At 63.9% G+C, this 16,985-nt stretch carries 18 protein-coding genes and 1 tRNA gene; 16 read left to right on the forward strand and 3 right to left on the reverse strand.

The annotated features are described in order from the left end of the window. Nucleotides 1-24: 24 nt before the first annotated feature. From VN934_08970 to VN934_09020, 11 genes are all read left to right on the forward strand, one after another. Nucleotides 25-681, forward strand: coding sequence for a hypothetical protein (locus VN934_08970; protein ID HXM18934.1), 657 nt, complete (start codon nucleotides 25-27; stop codon nucleotides 679-681). Between the two features lie 74 nt (nucleotides 682-755). Further along, nucleotides 756-2,669: a cytochrome c gene (locus VN934_08975; protein HXM18935.1), complete on the forward strand. Its 1,914-nt coding sequence runs from the start codon at nucleotides 756-758 to the stop codon at nucleotides 2,667-2,669. Beyond that, nucleotides 2,666-3,796 carry a multicopper oxidase domain-containing protein gene (locus VN934_08980; GenBank protein ID HXM18936.1) on the forward strand — a complete coding sequence of 377 codons (1,131 nt, stop codon included), beginning with the start codon at nucleotides 2,666-2,668 and terminating at the stop codon, nucleotides 3,794-3,796. Before VN934_08975 ends, VN934_08980 begins: the two co-directional genes overlap by 4 nt. Nucleotides 3,797-3,869: 73 nt before the next feature. After that, complete coding sequence (locus tag VN934_08985) at nucleotides 3,870-4,808, forward strand: COX15/CtaA family protein (protein ID HXM18937.1); 939 nt, start codon at nucleotides 3,870-3,872, stop codon at nucleotides 4,806-4,808. Continuing rightward, nucleotides 4,805-5,677: a heme o synthase gene (locus VN934_08990; GenBank protein ID HXM18938.1), complete on the forward strand. Its 873-nt coding sequence runs from the start codon at nucleotides 4,805-4,807 to the stop codon at nucleotides 5,675-5,677. The genes VN934_08985 and VN934_08990 overlap by 4 nt, the downstream gene beginning before the upstream one ends. A 42-nt stretch (nucleotides 5,678-5,719) precedes the next feature. Then, nucleotides 5,720-5,804, forward strand: a tRNA-Leu gene (locus VN934_08995). A gap of 97 nt (nucleotides 5,805-5,901) precedes the next feature. Continuing rightward, nucleotides 5,902-7,005: a cytochrome c oxidase subunit II gene (gene coxB, locus VN934_09000; protein ID HXM18939.1), complete on the forward strand. Its 1,104-nt coding sequence runs from the start codon at nucleotides 5,902-5,904 to the stop codon at nucleotides 7,003-7,005. Between the two features lie 21 nt (nucleotides 7,006-7,026). Next, nucleotides 7,027-8,703 (forward strand): cytochrome c oxidase subunit I, encoded by a 1,677-nt coding sequence (gene ctaD / locus VN934_09005; protein ID HXM18940.1) that lies wholly within the window; start codon nucleotides 7,027-7,029, stop codon nucleotides 8,701-8,703. Continuing rightward, complete coding sequence (locus tag VN934_09010) at nucleotides 8,703-9,296, forward strand: heme-copper oxidase subunit III (protein ID HXM18941.1); 594 nt, start codon at nucleotides 8,703-8,705, stop codon at nucleotides 9,294-9,296. The genes ctaD and VN934_09010 overlap by 1 nt, the downstream gene beginning before the upstream one ends. Nucleotides 9,297-9,308: 12 nt before the next feature. Then, nucleotides 9,309-9,506, forward strand: coding sequence for a hypothetical protein (locus VN934_09015; GenBank protein ID HXM18942.1), 198 nt, complete (start codon nucleotides 9,309-9,311; stop codon nucleotides 9,504-9,506). A 9-nt stretch (nucleotides 9,507-9,515) separates the two neighbouring features. Continuing rightward, a complete protein-coding gene (locus VN934_09020) occupies nucleotides 9,516-9,710 on the forward strand; it encodes a hypothetical protein (protein ID HXM18943.1) in 195 nt (64 codons plus the stop codon). Here VN934_09020 and VN934_09025 read toward each other — a convergent pair. Continuing rightward, the gene (locus tag VN934_09025; protein ID HXM18944.1) at nucleotides 9,707-10,315 is read right to left on the reverse strand and encodes a hypothetical protein; all 609 of its coding nucleotides are present in this window, start codon (nucleotides 10,313-10,315) and stop codon (nucleotides 9,707-9,709) included. The two genes, VN934_09020 and VN934_09025, sit on opposite strands and share 4 nt — an antisense overlap. A gap of 4 nt (nucleotides 10,316-10,319) precedes the next feature. Between VN934_09025 and VN934_09030 the strand changes: the two genes are divergently transcribed. The 5 genes from VN934_09030 to VN934_09050 all read left to right on the forward strand — a co-directional run bounded on the left by VN934_09030 (nucleotide 10,320) and on the right by VN934_09050 (nucleotide 14,676). Then, nucleotides 10,320-11,075, forward strand: a complete 756-nt coding sequence (locus VN934_09030; protein HXM18945.1) for an SCO family protein — start codon at nucleotides 10,320-10,322, stop codon at nucleotides 11,073-11,075. A gap of 77 nt (nucleotides 11,076-11,152) precedes the next feature. Further along, nucleotides 11,153-11,494 (forward strand): carboxypeptidase-like regulatory domain-containing protein, encoded by a 342-nt coding sequence (locus VN934_09035; protein HXM18946.1) that lies wholly within the window; start codon nucleotides 11,153-11,155, stop codon nucleotides 11,492-11,494. Between the two features lie 171 nt (nucleotides 11,495-11,665). Beyond that, the gene (locus VN934_09040; GenBank protein HXM18947.1) at nucleotides 11,666-12,505 is read left to right on the forward strand and encodes an IclR family transcriptional regulator; all 840 of its coding nucleotides are present in this window, start codon (nucleotides 11,666-11,668) and stop codon (nucleotides 12,503-12,505) included. Nucleotides 12,506-12,523: 18 nt separating this feature from the next. Then, nucleotides 12,524-13,507, forward strand: coding sequence for a D-glycerate dehydrogenase (locus VN934_09045; protein ID HXM18948.1), 984 nt, complete (start codon nucleotides 12,524-12,526; stop codon nucleotides 13,505-13,507). A 32-nt stretch (nucleotides 13,508-13,539) separates the two neighbouring features. Further along, nucleotides 13,540-14,676, forward strand: coding sequence for a glycerate kinase (locus VN934_09050; GenBank protein ID HXM18949.1), 1,137 nt, complete (start codon nucleotides 13,540-13,542; stop codon nucleotides 14,674-14,676). Here the strand turns inward: VN934_09050 and VN934_09055 are convergent. Further along, on the reverse strand, nucleotides 14,673-16,019 hold the full coding sequence (locus VN934_09055) for a gluconeogenesis factor YvcK family protein (protein ID HXM18950.1): 1,347 nt from the start codon (nucleotides 16,017-16,019) through the stop codon (nucleotides 14,673-14,675). The two genes, VN934_09050 and VN934_09055, sit on opposite strands and share 4 nt — an antisense overlap. Beyond that, nucleotides 16,006-16,917 carry an RNase adapter RapZ gene (gene rapZ / locus VN934_09060; protein ID HXM18951.1) on the reverse strand — a complete coding sequence of 304 codons (912 nt, stop codon included), beginning with the start codon at nucleotides 16,915-16,917 and terminating at the stop codon, nucleotides 16,006-16,008. The genes VN934_09055 and rapZ overlap by 14 nt, the downstream gene beginning before the upstream one ends. Nucleotides 16,918-16,985: the final 68 nt, after the last annotated feature.

Consider the following 16,985-nt stretch of genomic DNA (forward strand, 5'->3'; position numbering starts at 1 on the left):
TTTCCGCGTCCCCAGAAAAGATGGATGACCGTGCGACTCTTCTCGCTCTCCCTCGTCGCGATCGCCTCTCTTTGCGCTGCAGCGCTCGGGCATAGTGTGGTCGCGGCCCTCACCAGGGCCGGCGTCGTCGTAAGCGCTTTTGGCGCATATCGCCACGAGGCTCTCACGCCCGTTTTGCTCGCCGCGGGGATCGTAGCCCTGGTGGTCGCGCTCGGCCTGTTTGGAGATGCGCTGGCGCGCGCGCTCGGCGTCCGCGGCGACTGGGTCGCCGCGCTCTCTGCACATATGGCGCGGACCCCCGTGGCTAAACTCGCGCCCGCGGTTCTGACGCTCCAGCTGCTCGTGTTCTTCGCGATGGAAGCGGTCGAGCAGAATGCCGCCTTCGGCCATCCTCTAGGACTCATGGCGACGTTGGGCACACCAGTCGCCTTCGGCCTCGCGGCGCACCTGCTGGCAACGCTGGTCGTGCTCGGCGGCCTTCGCTTCGCGACTCGCGCCATCGCCGCCGCCGCTGCGGCGCTCGCGCGCGCGATCGGTCCGGCCATCCGCCGGCTCCTGATCGACAAGCAGTCGCCGCTACGGCCGGCCTACTACGCTTACGCGTCTTTCACCGACCGTAGCTTTTACAGCCCGCTCGCGCGGCGCATCGCTAATCGTCCTCCGCCCATCACGGTTCTTTAGGCCCGCAGCTAAAGCGCTCGCCTGGAGCGCTTGTACTGGAGTGGAGAACCGTGAAGCCGTTAAGATACTCACCCTTGCCTTTTACGTTCCTCATCGTCGCCATCGCGCTCGGCGTCGGTTGGTGCGCGGAAGCCTTACGGCCGCAACCCGCGCAGGCGATCCCTATGTTCGCAAAGCGCACCGGCGCATCGTGCGAGCTCTGCCACACCGTTTTTCCAGGCATGACGAACTATGGAATGATGGTCATGATGGGGGATTTTGCGTCGTTGCCGTATCACGCCGGAAAAAACCCCGGCTTCACCTCCTTCGTCTTCGAGGAAGAATACTCGTCGGCTCCTGACGGCAACCCGGCGCCACCCAAGCTGCATACCAAGAATCTCGGGATTCTCAACGGCGGATTCATCGGGCCGCATTTCACGTACTACTTGGAGCAGCACATCGTCGACGGCGGCTTCATCGGCGGCACCGACCAATTCTGGTTCTCGTATAACAACTTGTTCGGGGGGACCGGCGACCTGCAGGTCGGCAAGTTCCACACGCCGTTCCCCTTCATGCCGGCGCACCGCATCACGCTTGCGCCATACGCGACGACGAGCTCGACCATCGGCTCCAATGGCTTCAATGAAGACGACAGCCACTGGGGCGTCACGCTCTCGCGAATGCAAGGCTCGCTGATGTACAGCCTCTCGGCTCTTGGCGGCAACGATCTCATCGGCCAGCCAGGTGCCTTCCAACTCGCCGGCAACCACGATCACAGCCTCGATTTCTCCATGATGACGATGGGCGAAAGCCCGTTCAATTTCGGCGTGGGCCTCATCCGCGGCTACTCGCCGCCGGCGATGGTCGGCGCGCCCTTTAACCGCTTCAATCGCTCCGCTCTCTACCTCCAGTACATCCCGCCCGGCGATCAGCGTCTGCAATTCCAGGCGGTCGGCCAATTGGGCAGCGACTCCGATCCGTTCGGCACAGGCGAGACGACGCACGCGCGCGGCTTCTTCAGCGAAGCCCAGTACCGATTCTCGCGCGGCAACTGGGGTGTGCTGCGTTGGGATTCGGCCACCGGCGATTCGCCGACGGCCGGAGTCACGCTGGATCTCATCCATCAGTTCACGCCCAACACCAAGCTCACGCTCGAAGGCCGCAGACTGGCCACCGGTTCGCAGTTCGGCATGGCGGTCGAGTGGGCCGGTCCATGGTCGCGGCGTGACGTGCTCGCGCAGCCGGTGCTCGGCGCCATGCCGGGCATGAAGATGACCGGCATGAACATGCCCGGGATGAACATGCCCGGGATGAGCATGCCGGGGATGAGCATGTCAACGCTCGACGTCCAGCTCGCGCACGGCAACGCGGTCAACGGTCAAGCGCTTTTCCAAACCCACAACTGCGCGGCTTGTCATGGCGCGGGTGGGGCGGGCGGCGGCATCGGACCCAAGCTCATCGGGCTCGCCGATCACGTGACGCCGGATGAGCTTTACAGTTTCGTGAAGCACCCCGTCGCTCCGATGCCCGACTTCAAGCTCAGCGAAACGGACATCGCAGACCTCATCGCTTACGTCGTCTCACTGACGCCCGGGCACAGCGTCGGCGGCGACATCGCCAAGGCCAATCCCGGCGGGATGGCCATGGGAGGCGCGATGTCGATGGCGGTACCGCCGCCTGTCTATCCGCTCGATCAAAAGCCATTCGACACGGGCAACGATGGCTATTTCGCGGGCGTGGAGTCCGGCGACTCAGGCGCGGGCCACGTGCTCTTCGGTCGCAGCTGCGCGCAGTGTCACGGCGCAGCCGCGCAAGGAGCGTCGGGCCCGAGCTTGGGCGGCTTGGCCGCGGCCTCGACCCCCAGTGCGATCGCGTGGCGCATCCGCCAGCATCATGCCGTGGCGCCGGCGCTGCGCTTGACCAGCCAAGAGATCGCCGACCTCACGGCGTTCCTGGAGACCCTGAATCTGGCATCGGGGTCGAACACCGCCTCAGGGAGCTCGCGATGATTTCACGCAAAGACTTGATCGGACTCGGCGGCGCAGGCGCGTTGGCGCTGGCGACTTCACGCGCGTCCGCCGCGATGGCGGGGGCCGCGCCGATAAGCGGCGCGCCAAGGGCCGCCGATGAGTTGAGCCGTCTAACGACCGCGGGGCTGCGCGCGCTTCCGAAGCTCAAGCCGGCCGGCGCTATCAAGCGCACCGGCCGCAAGCGCACGTTCACGCTGGTGCTGGCCCCGGCGCTGGTCGAGCCGCTGCCCGGTCACTCCGTTCAGGTGCGCAGCATCAACGGCATCTCGCCCGGTCCCGAGCTGCGCATGACCGAGGGCGACGACGTCGAGATCACGGTGGTGAACCGCCTGGCGCAGGCGACGTCGATCCACTGGCACGGCGTTCCCGTGCCGTTCGCCATGGATGGGGTCGCGATGATCTCGCAGCAGCCGATCGCGCCCGGCCAGCAGTTCGTCTACCGCTGGATCGCGCCTCAGGCGGGCTCGTACATGTATCATTCGCATTACAACGACATGGACCAGGACAGCGTGGTCGGCATGATCGTGGTCGATCCGCAGGAACCGTCGCGCGAGCCGCGCTACGACGTGGATTTTCCGATCGTCGTCACCTCCATCGGGTGGGAGCCGGCGCGCAGCATCGAGGCGCAGGCGATACTTGCCAACAGCATGTTGATGCCATCGATGGCCGCCAATCCCAAGGCTGATCCCAGCCCCGGCATGGGCGACGCCATGGAGCGCATGGATATGATCGAGTACTGGTGCTTCAACGGCAAGACGTTCCCGGCGACCGCGCCGATCCGCGTCAAGCCTGGCGATCTCGTGCGCATACGCTTTGCCAACATCACGCACATGGCGCATCCGATGCATCTGCACGGGCATTGGTTCCGCTGGATCGCGCAGGACGGCGCGCCGCTGCCGGAACCGCGCCCGATGAACACGATACCCGTCGATCCGGGTCGCACGATCGACATCGACTTCATCGCGAACAACCCGGGCGTGTGGCCTCTGCATTGCCACATCGTGTCGCATATGGTGGACAACCGCGATCAGATGAGCGGCCTCGTGGCAGTCGTGCAATACGAAGGATACAGCTTGCCCTCGATGATGCAGAAGATGGCGGGCTAAGAGACTCGACCTTTGTCGCCCTCCCGCCTGCGGCGTGGAGGGCGTGGTCCACGTGCTTCCGGAATGACCGGCCATGGGCGTCTCCCCAGCCGCACCCAGCACCGGCGTTCGCGCGCTTCGCGCGAGCGCATTCGGTTCCGCCGTATTCGCGTTCGCGCTGGTCGTATGGGGCGGCATCGTGCGCATCAATGGCGCCGGCATGACCTGCCCCGACTGGCCGCGTTGCCGTGGGGCCTGGTTTCCCGCGCTGAACGACAGCGTGTTCTACGAGTGGACGCACCGGCTGGGCGCTCCGATCCTCACGCTCCTCGTGCTCGGAACCGTTGTCCTCGCGTGGCGCAGCCGGCGCGAGCTGCCGGCGGCCTATCGGGCGTCATGGGTCTCCTTCGGGTTGCTCGTCGCGCAAGTGCTCGTCGGCGCGCTCACGATCAAATTCGCGAATAGCCCGCCGAGCGTGGCGGCGCACCTCGCGCTTGGCATCGGCACGTTCGTCAGTTTGTTGGTCATCGGCCTGCTCGCGGGAGAGGCTTCCGGGGCTAAAGCCCCGGCACTACAGGGCGGTCAATTAAGTCCGGCACAGTTGAGCTTCGCGCGGCTGGCGCTGGTCGCAGGACTTTTCGCGTTCGTGGCGATCATCGCCGGCGGTTACATGAGCGCCGCAGGCGCCGGCATCGCATGCACGGAGTTTCCTTTCTGTCACGGTTGGTCGGGTCCGGTGACGAGCGCAGAGCAGGTGCACATGGCGCACCGGCTCGCCGCGTACGCGACGATCGCGGCCGTGCTCATCGTGCTCGTCGCGGCGACCAACTCGAAGGTGCGCAGCCGCGCCGTCGTGGGCACGGCTTGGATCGCGGCCATCCTCGTCGTCATCCAAGCGCTGCTCGGCGCGCTGACCGTGATGACGCGGCTGGAGCCGGCGCTGCGCTCGCTGCATCAGGCGAACGGGGCGCTGCTGGTCGCTGCACTCGTCGTGCTCGCGTATTTCGCCTATACGAGGGCCGGACAGACGTGAAGACGGTTCGCGACTATCTTTCCCTCATGAAGCTGCGGGTCATGACGCTGCTGCTGTTCACCACGCTGATGGCGATGATGATCGCCGCGGGGGGCGCGCCGTCGCTTCCGCTCGTGTTCTGGACGCTGCTCGGCGGGGCGCTCGCGGCCGGGTCTTCCGGCGCGCTCAACATGTATTTCGACCGCGACATCGATGCGCTCATGAAGCGCACGAGCAGACGCGCAATCCCGAGCGGGCGGATCGCGCCGGTCAACGCGCTGACCTTCGGCATCGTGCTCGCGATCGCGTCGTTCGTCGAACTGTCGTTGACCGTGAACCTGCTCGCCGCAAGCCTGGCACTGAGCGGCGTTCTCTTCTACGTGATCGTCTACACGCTTTGGCTCAAGCGCACGAGCGTGCAGAACATCGTCATCGGGGGAGCCGCGGGCGCCATTCCGCCGCTCGTAGGCTGGGCGGCGGTGACAAACCACCTCGGGCTTACCGCGCTGCTGCTCTTCCTTATAGTGTTCGTATGGACGCCGCCGCATTTCTGGGCGCTCGCGCTGATCGCCAAAGACGAATACGCCAAAGTGAACGTGCCCATGCTGCCCGTCGTGCGCGGCGACGCCGTCACCAAGCGTCACATCCTCGCGTACACCGTAGCGCTTGCCGGACTCACGCTGGCTCTGACGCCGCTGCACGTGATGGGATGGGTGTACTTGGCGTGCGCGTTGCTGCTTGATCTCGCCTTTTTCTGGTACGCGTGGCGCGTGACGGTGCTCGGGACCGTGGCGTCCGAGCGCGCGCTGTACAAATATTCCATGCTGTATCTCGCGCTGCTGTTCGGCGCGATGGTCATCGATCGGCTCCGCCACGGCTCCGGCACGTGATTGCAGGGCAGCGGCGGCGCACGCCCTAAGAGTCGTACAAGAGCCGAAGTGGCGGAACTGGCAGACGCACACGACTCAAAATCGTGCGAGGTCACCCCTCATGTGGGTTCGATTCCCACCTTCGGCAGGCTCCGAGCTGAAGCACTGCGACAAACCGCGCACGCTAAGGCGTCGCGCCGAGGATGCCACGCAGCAGTCGTGTAATCGCTCGCGCGGGAGACAAAATGGACTCAGGCTCGCGGCAAGCGTCGCTGCTTGACAGCGAATTTTGGGGTGTGACGGCCCTCATGGCCGTTCTGAGCGGCGTTCTGATGTGGGGCGTCGTGATTTTCCCTATCGACGAGTTCTTGCCCAAAGCCTCGTCCGCTGCCGAGCACATCGATTATCTGTTCAAGTTCATGTCGTTCTTCAGCGTGCCTTTCATCATCTTCGTGAACGGCTACATCCTGTATTTCACATGGCGCTATCACCTGCGCAAAGGTCAATCCAGAACCGCCGTCGGCTCGGACATCCACGATCACACGGCGCTCGAGACGTTGTGGACCGTCATCCCATCGATCTTGATGGTGGCACTCGGTATTTTGAGCTACATCGTCATGCCCGAATACTACCTGGCAGACGCCGCGAGCCAGGCGACGGTCGAAGCGATCGGCCATCGCTTCTATTACGAGTTCAGGTATCCGGGCTTGAAAGATCCGGTCAACGGCGAACTGCACCTACCGATCGGCAAATTGGTGACCATCGATCTGACGTCAGCAGAAACCGACCCAAGCCAAGCGGTGATCCATTCCTTTTGGGCGCCGGAATTCCGCGTCAAACAAGACTTGATCCCCGGCATGGTCGTGCCCATCCACTTCAAGCCGACTCGCATCGGGACGTATCGCATCATCTGCACGGAATTTTGCGGCCTTGGCCATTCCGACATGGTCGGCAAGGTCATCGTGGAGTCGCAGGCGGCCTTCGACACGTGGTTCGCTCAGGAGAAGACCCGCCAAGCCTCGAGCTCGCAAGCGATGACGGGCACCATCAGCTTGGCCGGCGGCGACGAGGCGAGCGGCGCGACATTGTTCAGCAAGAAGTGCGTCGCGTGCCACGGCGTGGGTGGGTTTGACCAGAAGAAGGTCGGCCCGGGGCTCGGTAACATTTTCGCTGACCCGCAACATCCGAAACTCGTCAACGGACAAGCGGCGACACCGCAGGACGTCGCGGCGCTCATCCAGCACGGCGCCCAGGGCCCGATGGGCACCATGCCGAGCATGCAGCAAAACGGTTTATCCGCGAAAGATGTCGCGAACCTCGTGGCCTACCTCAAGTCCATCCACCAGTAACATAAGGAAAAGAATAACAGCATGGCAGTTGGCGAAGTCGCAGTAGAACCCCAGGAACACATCCACCCGCCGCCGACCGGGTTCGTATCGAAGTACATCATCAGCTTCGATCACAAAGTCATCGCCGTCCAATATTTCATCACGAGCGGCCTGTTCTTCGTGCTGGCCGGCCTTCTTGCCGAGCTCATGCGCGCACAGCTCTCCGGGCCGCACAACAACGTGCTCAGTCCGACCACCTACAATGAGGCTTTCACCGTGCATGGGTCGGCCATGGTGTGGCTGGTCACGATCCCGATCCTCACCGGCGCCTTCGGCAACCTCGTCATGCCGCTGCAGATCGGCGCCCGTGACGTCGCCTTTCCGTGGTTGAACATGTTCAGCTTCTGGCTCTTCCCGCCGGCGGGCATCTTGCTGTTCGGCAGTTTCTTGGTCGGGGCGCCGCAAGCGGGCTGGACCGAATATCCACCGGTGAGTCTCATGACGCCCGGCACCGCCATGTGGTCGGCCGCCATCTTCCTGATCGGTGTGTCCAGCACGATCACCGGCATCAACTTCTTGGTGACCGTCATCAAGATGCGCGCGCCGGGGATGACCTGGACGCGTATGCCGCTGTTCGTCTGGGCCACGGTCGTCACCGCATTCCTGTCGGCGATCGCTACGGCCAACCTGTCGGCCGCGTTGGCCGGCCTGTTCATCGCCCAGATCTTCCACATCCCGTTCTTCGACCCGGCGCGGGGCGGAAGCCCGGTTCTCTGGCAGCACGTGTTCTGGTTCTACTCGCACCCGGCCGTCTACATCATGATCTTGCCGGCCTTCGGCATCATCTCCGAAGTCATCCCTACGTTCGTGCGCCGGCCGATCTTCGGCTACAAGGCGATCGCGTACTCGTCGGTGGGGATCGGTTTGATCTCGTTCATGGTCTGGGCGCACCACATGTTCACCAGCGGCCTGGCGCAGTGGGTGCAGCTGCCCTTCATGATCCTCACCATGGCGGTCGCGATCCCGACCGGCATCAAGATCTTCAGTTGGGTGACGACCTTGTGGCGCGGACGCATCCGCCTGACCTCTCCGCTGTTGTTCGTCATGGGGTTCCTGTCGACGTTCACGTTCGGCGGCGTCACCGGGGTGTTCTTGGCTTCAGTACCGGTGGACATCCACGAGCACGCGACCTATTTCGTAGTCGCGCATTTGCACTACGTGCTCTTCGGCGGCAGCATGTTCGGCATCTTCGCCGGCCTCTATTACTGGTGGCCGAAGATGACGGGACGGCTGCTGGACGAACGCCTCGGCAAGTGGCACTTCTGGCTGATGTTCATCGCGTTCAACGCGACCTTCTTGCCGATGCACTGGATCGGCTTGCTCGGCATGCCGCGGCGCGTGGCCACCTATTTCGCGCAGTTCGACCCGGAGCTTCTGCGCACGATCTCAGCGACGAATTTGTTCATCACGATCTCGGCATTCGTGCTGGGCGCTTCCATGCTCATCTTCGCCTACAATGCGCTGCGCAGCGCGCGCGGCGGCGAGAGGGCGGGCAGCAACCCTTGGGGCGCGCGCACCCTTGAGTGGATGACCACATCGCCGCCGCCGTACTACAACTTCGCCGAGATCCCGATCGTGCTGTCCGGCCCGTACGAATACGGCAAGCCCCTGCCGTACGCGAACATCAAGCAAGATCCCGACGCGGTGCCGCTCCACTGATGGCAACCCACGCACTGCACGTCGACGACGCGCTTTACGAGGAAGTCCGCGGGCACCGGCTGCTCGGGTTCTTGCTATTCCTCATCAGCGACTCGATCTTGTTCATGTCGTTCATTTTCGGTTATCTGTACAACCGGGCTGCAGCGCCGGTCTGGCCGCCGCCCGGCCTCGAGCGCCCGGACGTGTTTCTGGCGGCCGTGAACTCGATCGTCCTTTTCGGAAGCGGCGTCACCATGCACTTCGCCATGGAGTCCATGCGTCACGAGAACCGCAAGCGCTTCGTCGGCTTCGTGCTCGCAACGATCGTCTTGGGCTTGATGTTCTTGGGCGGCCAGGTCATCGAGTACACGACGCTCATCCGCCACGACGTGACGTGGAACGGCACCACGTTCGGCGCGTCGTTCTTCACCCTGACCGGCATGCACGGCTTCCACGTGTTCATCGGAGTGATCTTCCTGATCACCGTGCTGATCCAAACGCTCAAGGGCGTGTATACGACGCAGCGCCACTTCGGCCTGACCGCGGCGACCCTGTACTGGCACTTCGTCGACGTCATCTGGGTCGCGCTCTTCAGCCTGTTCTACGTGTATTGATGGGGGCCTGAGATGGACATTCACCTCATCGAGAAGATCCTGGCCTTCATCGGGGCGCTCGTGGTCGGATTTTTCGCGGTCAAATCGCTCATCGCCGAGTGGCCGAAGATCAACCTCGAGGATCATGTCACCAAGGTCATGATGGTGCTGTTGACGATCGGCTGCATCATCGTTTTGCTCGTGGCCGTCAACGTCTGGGGACGGGTCTAGGAGAGCGGCATGGCGCAGCACGGAAACATCACTCCGTACGAGATCACCAAGAGCCGCGGCGTGCCGCCGGTGGTGCAATACTTCTTCTTGATCGGCGTGCTCGTGATTTTCTTCATGGGCTTCATTTCGGTGAACAAAGCCGGCGAGAACCACGTCTGGCCGGCCGATAGCACGCCGAGAATCGAACTGGGCGGGAAGCTCTAGGAGCGCTTCCGCCACAACGGGTGGTTGATGCCGACCCCGAACGGGGGCATCTCGTCAGACAGCACGCCGGTCCCCTGACCGTCCACTTTGTGGATGCCGCCGAACTCGCTGAACTCCATGTACGCGGGGTGAACCGCATAGACCAGTTCAGTATCGCCGTGGACCGGCCACTCACACGCGACGCGCCCGTCGTCCAGCATGACGGCGATATAGCCGCTGGTGTCGCGATCCGACCAATCGTCGCGGCCGCGGGTGCGCAGGTAGCCATCGACGATGAAGATCGGCTTTCGCGTTTCCAAGAGCGCGCGCAGCGGGGCCAGGACCAGCGCAATGGCGTAGAGGGTGAAGACCGCGGCGCCGAGGCCGAAAAGCGCCACGAAATATTGATAACCGTTCAGGTCCGCGGCGGCATGGCGTCGAACGTTATCGAGCCCGAATGTGAAAGCCGCGAACAAGATAGCGATGACAGCAGGTTCCAACGCCGTGACGAAACGACCGGAAAAACCGCGCGCGACGACAAGCCGCTCGTTTGGCCGCCACGCGCGCATGACCAGCAAGCGCCGGCGTTCCAACGCGCTGAGTGGTGGTCCGCTGACCGCTTTCACGTCCATGGCCTTCGCCGTCGTGGGCCTGTCGCTCTTTGCAGCGGTCCCGGCATGGGCAGCAGGTCCGACGAACGGCAACCCCTTCGATCGAGTCGTGCAGGGCGTCGCCGTCGGCGGCAAGCTCCCCGCGACGCGCTTCATGGATCAGGCCGGGCGCGCGGTTTCGCTGGCAGACTGGCGCGGGCGCACGCTTGTCATCGCCTTCGTCTACACCCACTGCACCGATCAGTGCCCGCTGGTCACCAACAAGTTCGCCCGCCTAGCGACGATGCTGCCCCACGACCGATTCAGGCTTGTCGAAGTGAGCATAGACCCGGCGCGCGATACCCCCGACGTGATCGCGCGCTACGCGAGAGAGCATCATGTCGATGGATCGGCGTGGTCGGTGCTCACGGGCGACGCAGACGCGCTCGACCTTTTCGAGCGGTCGCTGGGCATCTCGGTTGTGACCGCGCCGGGCGGGGAACTGCTGCACAACGAGCGCACGGTGGTGGTCGCGCCGGACGGCACGCTTGCCAGCGTCATCGACGAGGCCGGCTGGACGCCGGAGCAAGTGGCGGCAGAAGCCCGCCACGTCGAAGGTCTTCCTTCGAATCCGTTCGCCCGGCTCGACCTGAATCTGGGAAAAGCGGTAGCGGCGATCTGCGGCGGAGCGCTGCAGGGAAGGGCCGGCCTGGGCGACGCCATCGCGGTAGTGGCCATATTCGCGATCGCCGGAATCGTGGCGTTCATCATCGCACGCAAGCTGTTTGCGGGCTGAATCTCCGGAGAAGAGTTGCAAGGGCGCTCGCGGAATGGCCCCGGCCCTAGGGGCGTCTGCGAAGGACACAACCGACAATGCGCAACTTTCGATTGATCACGCTGACTGCGTTCGCTGCGGCCCTCGTGCTGAGCGGCTGCGGCAACCCGGCGGCGCCCAAGGGAAACTACGGCGTGGTGCTCGGCACCGTGACGTCAGATACCGGCACGCCGATCGCGAACGCCGACGTCCTCATCGATTTCACGATCGACGTCAAGACCGGCGCTGACGGAACCTACAAAGCGGATACCGTACCGGCCGATCCGGGCAACAGCACCGTCATCACCGCCTCGGCGGCCGGCTTTGCCTCGAAGACCGTGAACGCGCCCGTCATCGCCGGGCAGAACAACACGGTCAATATCACACTGACGCACACGTAAACGGGCGCAAAGGGCTTCGCCGCCGCGTCTGATGGAGGCGTTTCGCGGAAAGGAACCGGTTCAGTCTGGCGGGAAGAGCGTCCCGTTGCGAGGCGCTTAATTGTCCCGTTGCGATGCTGCTCTTAGCCGAGTTTTTCATCACCAACGAGCGTTTAGAAGACCGATCCCTGCGTGGAGGAAACCGTGGTTATTGCGTCCGGTGAAGTGAACACAAACGCCAAGCCGAGGGGCGAATCGAAAGTCAATTCGGTCGATCGCGCGCTCGTCATCCTCGAATATCTGGGGACGCAGACCAAGGAGGTCGGCGTCCGGGAACTCGGCCAGGCGATTGGTCTGTCGAAAAGCAGCGTGCACCGCATCCTCCAGACCCTCAGGGCCAGGGGTTTCGTCAAATGGAACCCGGATAACGCCCGCTATTCCCTCGGGATCAAGGCATTTGAGGTCGGCTGCGGCATCCTGCGCTCCATGGAGGCCCATACGGTGGCCAAGCCCTACCTGGAGCAGCTCGCCGCCAGCCTGGGCGAGACGGTCTTCCTAGGCGTGGTCGACGATGCCGAGATCGTCTACCTCGAAAAAGCCGACGGGCGGCGCTCGGTCAAGATGTACGCCGACATCGGTTCGCGCCGGCCGTTGCACTCGACGGCCATCGGCAAGGCGCTCATGGCGCATTTGGAGCGCGCCGAGATCGATCGCATCATCTCCGCAAAGCCGCTGGCGCGATTCACGAGCAACACGATCACCGATCCCGAAGCTCTTCGCCAGGAACTGGAAAAAGTTCGCCGCCAAGGCTATGCCGAGGACAATGAAGAGACCGAAGAGGGTCTGTATTGCGCCGGCGCTCCGCTTTTCAATTTCTCGGGCAAGCCAGTCGCTTCGATTTCGGTCGCGGTGCCCAAGCTCGGTCAACAGGCGCTGCAAAAGGAGCGCTTGATCCGGGGCATCGTGGAAAAGGCGCAAGAGATCTCCGGCAAACTCGGCTACAGCGGCCGGGCAAAAACCGCAGCACTGTAGTCCCTTCTAGGATTTGCGTTGAGCAGGCCTCGCGTTTTCGTCAGCCGGGTGATTCCGGACGCGGGGCTTTCGCTTTTGAAGGCGCACTTCGATTGCGAAGTGTGGCCGCATGACCGCCCCCCCACACGTGATGAACTGGTCGCAGGCTGCACGAACAAGGACGCGCTTGTATGCCTGCTCACCGAGAAGGTGGACGCCGACGTCTTGCGAGCCATCCCGAGCGTGAAGATCGTGGCGAACGTGGCAGTCGGCTATGACAATCTCGATATCGCAGCCGGTACGGCTGCCGGCGTGGTCATGACGAATACCCCGGGCGTGCTCGACGACACGACCGCCGATCTGGCCTTTGCCCTGATCTTGGCGACGGCGCGGCGCCTGGCCGAGGCCGATCGGTTGACCCGCTCCGGAACGTGGGGCGGCTGGGGCATCATGCAGCTGTTGGGTCACGACGTCCACCACGCTACGCTGGGCATCGTCGGTTTTGGCCGCATTGGGCGCGGCGTGGCTCGGCGAGCGTTGGGCTTCGAGATGAACGTCATCTATTCCGACGATTATCCGCCGCTGCCGGAAGTCGAACGCGAATTGCGCGCGCGCCGGGTGCCATTCGAAGAGCTGTTGCGAACGGCCGATTTCATCACGCTGCACACGCCGCTGACGCCGGAAACGCGACATTTGATCAACGCGGGGACGCTCGCGAAGATGAAGCGCTCCACTTGCGTGATCAACACCTCACGCGGCCCGGTGATCGAAGAAGCCGCACTGGTGAAAGCGTTGCGCGACGGCACCATCGCCGGCGCAGGCCTGGACGTCTACGAGAACGAGCCGAAGATCTCAAGCGACCTGATCGCCGCGCCCAATACCGTGCTCTTGCCGCACATCGGCAGCGCCAGTCACGCGACGCGAGGCAAAATGGCGGAGATGGCGGCGAATAATGTCATCGCGTTCTTCAAGGGCTTGCCGCCGCCCAACGCGGTGAACCCCGAAACGCTCAAGTCAGCGTAGTGTAGTGCCGGGGCTTTAGCCCCGGAAAATTCATGATCCCCCGCAAGATCGTCATCGCTCCTGACAAGTTCAAAGGCAGCCTGAGCGGAGCCGCCGCGGCCGCCGCGATCGCCGCCGCCTTCGCTGAGGTATTCCCCGACGCGGCGATCGTGCAGAAGCCGGTGGCGGACGGCGGCGAGGGAACCGCGCAGGCGCTGCTGGCGTCGCTGGGCGGACGAGAGGTGACGCGCAGCGTCACGGGTCCGGACGGGAAGCCCATCGAGGCGTCATTCGGGCTCCTGGGCGATGGAGGGGTCGCCGTCGTCGAGCTCGCTCGCGCCAGCGGCATCGCGCTGGTCGCGCGCGGCAAGAACGACCCAAGAACTGCCACCACCTATGGCACCGGAGAGCTCATCGATGCGGCGATCGAAGCGGGCGCGCGGCGCGTCATCCTTGCGATCGGAGGCAGCGCCACCAACGACGCCGGCAGCGGCGCTCTTGCCGCCTTGGGCGCGAGGTTTCTCGATGTCCGGGGGCGATCGTTGGCGCCCGGCGGCGCTGCGCTTGCCGGCCTCATGACGATCGAAACGGCGCTTTTGGAAGAACGGCTGCGCGGCATCGCCATCGACATCGCGTCCGACGTCAGCAATCCGTTGTGCGGCCCCAATGGGGCGTCAGCGATCTATGGACCTCAGAAGGGCGCGTCGCCCGCGGAGGTGATCGAGCTCGATGCGGCGCTAGCGCGGTTCGCCGAGATCGCGGCTAGGACCACGGGAGTTGACATGCGCGACGTTCCCGGCGCGGGAGCGGCGGGCGGCGTGGGCGGAGGTTTCCTCGCGCTGGCCGGCGCGCGCTTGCGACCGGGCGCACAGCTGGTGCTGGAGGTCATCGGCTTCGACCAGGCGCTGGATGGCGCCGATCTCGTCGTCACCGGCGAGGGGAAGCTCGACCGACAAACGCTTGCCGGCAAGGCCCCGTTCGCGGTCGCTCAGGCAGCCCGCGCGAAGGGGATTCGGACGGTCGCCGTGGCGGGCAGGGTCGAATTGTCCCCGGACGAGTTGGAACAGACGGGGATCGAGCGAGCGGTTTCAATCGTGTCGCTCGGCGTCAGCTCCGGCGAGGCGATCGCGCGAGCAGAAGAGCTCTTGCGGATCGCAGCGCGACAGCTTGCAGAAGGTTTGAAGACCTAGGTCGTCGCCGGACTCAGTTCTTGGATCAGGCCTGGGCCCTGAACGCGTTCCAGCACCAAATGCATCACGCTTTGCGCGAGGTGTTGCGGGTCGTGGCGGACCAACTGCGTCTCGGAGACGAAGTTGCCGGTGACGGGGCCGAGGCGCAGCTCCGTCAGCCGCTCGAGATCCGCTTTGACGGGGTACGCGCCGTCAGACTCGTATCGCTTGAGCAGGCGTTGCGGCTGCTCGATGTTGACCAGCACATGGTCGAAGAGCATCTTCCCGGTGCCGTTCAGCAGCGCTCGCGCGTGGTCGGCCGCGCTCAGGCCATCGGTTTCACCAGGCTGGGTCATGATATTGCACACGTAGACCTTGAGCGCCATCGAGCGCTCGACGGCTTCCGCGATGCCCGGCACGAGCAAGTTCGGCATGACGCTCGTGTACAGGCTGCCCGGACCTAGCACGATAGCGTCGGCGGCGAGGATGGCTTCGATGGCTTCGTCAAGCGGCTCGCACGATTCGGGCACGAGCCGGATGGAGCGGATCGGCGATTTGGATTTGGAGATATTCGACTCGCCCAGCACGACCGTGCCGTCCTCCAACGTGGCTTCCAGCGCGACGTTCGCGAGCGTGGAGGGCAGCACGCGGCCTTTGATATTGAGAACGCGCGAACTCTCCTTGATCGCGCTATCGAAGTCGCCGGCGATCCCAGACATGGCCGCCAAGAACAAGTTGCCGAAGGAGTGGCCCGTGAGACCGTCGCCTTCGTTGAAGCGATACTCGAACAAGTCGGTCATCATGGACTCGCTGTCCGCGAGGGCTACTAGGCAGTTGCGGATGTCGCCGGGCGGCAACACGCCGAGTTCGTGGCGCAGCCGGCCGCTGGAGCCGCCGTCATCGGCGACCGTCACGATCGCCGTGAGGTTGGTAGTATATTCTTTGAGGCCGCGCAGCAGCGATGATAGTCCGGTGCCGCCTCCGATGGCGACGATGCGATAGCCGCGATCGAGCTGCCGCCTCTCATACACCCGATCGACGAGTTGCTGCTCGCCTTTGGGGCTCACCGCCGACACGATCGAACGCATCCACTGACGTATCCCGAAATACACCAACACCAGGCCGACGGCGATGAAGACCCACTCGATGGTGACCACGGAGATGCCGTCGCGCGCGACGAGCTGGCGATCGATATAGCCGTTGATCTGGAAATAGAAATTATGACCGCTCAGGAGTCGCCCAAAGCCGTTGAGGAATAGGAAGCCGCCGGCGAGGGCGAGCAGCAGCCAGCGTTTGACCTTCATACCGGGCGCAAGCCAGCGCAGCCAACGGAAGATGCCGGGCGTCGTCCTACCGTTGAGCATCGCGGAACTCCACGAATGCGCGGACGCGCTTCGTGCGCAAGTGGGCGGCGAGTTCGTTGGCTATATAGACGGACCGATGGCGCCCGCCCGTGCAGCCGATGCCGATCGTCAGGTGCGCTTTGCCCTCGCGCATGAAGCGCGGCACGAGGTAGTCGAGAAACCCGAACAATTGGTTCTTGAACGCGCTGACCTCTTCGTCAGCTTCGAGGAAGGCGATGACGGCCGGATGCGCGCCCGTGAGCAGCCGCAGCTCATCGACGTAGTTCGGGTTTGGAAGAAAGCGTACGTCAAAAACGAGATCGGCATCCAGCGGCACACCGTACTTGTAACCGAACGACACCACGGAAACGGTGAGAACGTCAGCGCGCGCGGTACCCTCGGTGGCGTGCCCAAGTTTTTCTTTGAGCGCGGCAAGGGTGAGCGTGGTGGTGTCGATGATGACGTCGGCGGCGTCGCGGATCGGTTTGAGCTCCGCGCGCTCCGCCAGAATACTGTCGATGATGCGGCCCCGATCGAGCGGATGTTTGCGCCGCGTCTCGGAGTAACGCCGCACGAGCATCTCGTCGCTGGCATCGAGGAAGACGACCCGGTAGGGGATCTGCTCGTGCTCGAGCGAGCGCAACTGACCCAGCACGTTGCCGAACATCTCCTCGCCGCGGATGTCGAGCACGAGCGCCACGCGGTTGAGGTTGCGGCTCGAGAGTGTCAGCTCGGCGAACTTCGGGATGAGACTCGGCGGGAGATTATCGACGCAGAAATAGCCCAGATCTTCCAGGCACTTCGCGGCATTGCTCTTGCCCGCCCCGGACATGCCGGTGACGATGACGAAATGTCTGGCCGGTGGCGGCTGCGCGGCTTCAGGTGACGGCAATGGCTGGTCGATTTGCTTCGAACTCACGTCTCCTAGGTACTTGGCGATTCGTCGGCTGAGGCCCCGCTCAAGGGGACGCGGACCGCGCCTGCGCG

Origin of the sequence: Candidatus Tumulicola sp., from assembly GCA_035601835.1 — a bacterium.
In the GTDB taxonomy this organism is placed as follows: domain Bacteria; phylum Vulcanimicrobiota; class Vulcanimicrobiia; order Eremiobacterales; family Eremiobacteraceae; genus DATNNM01.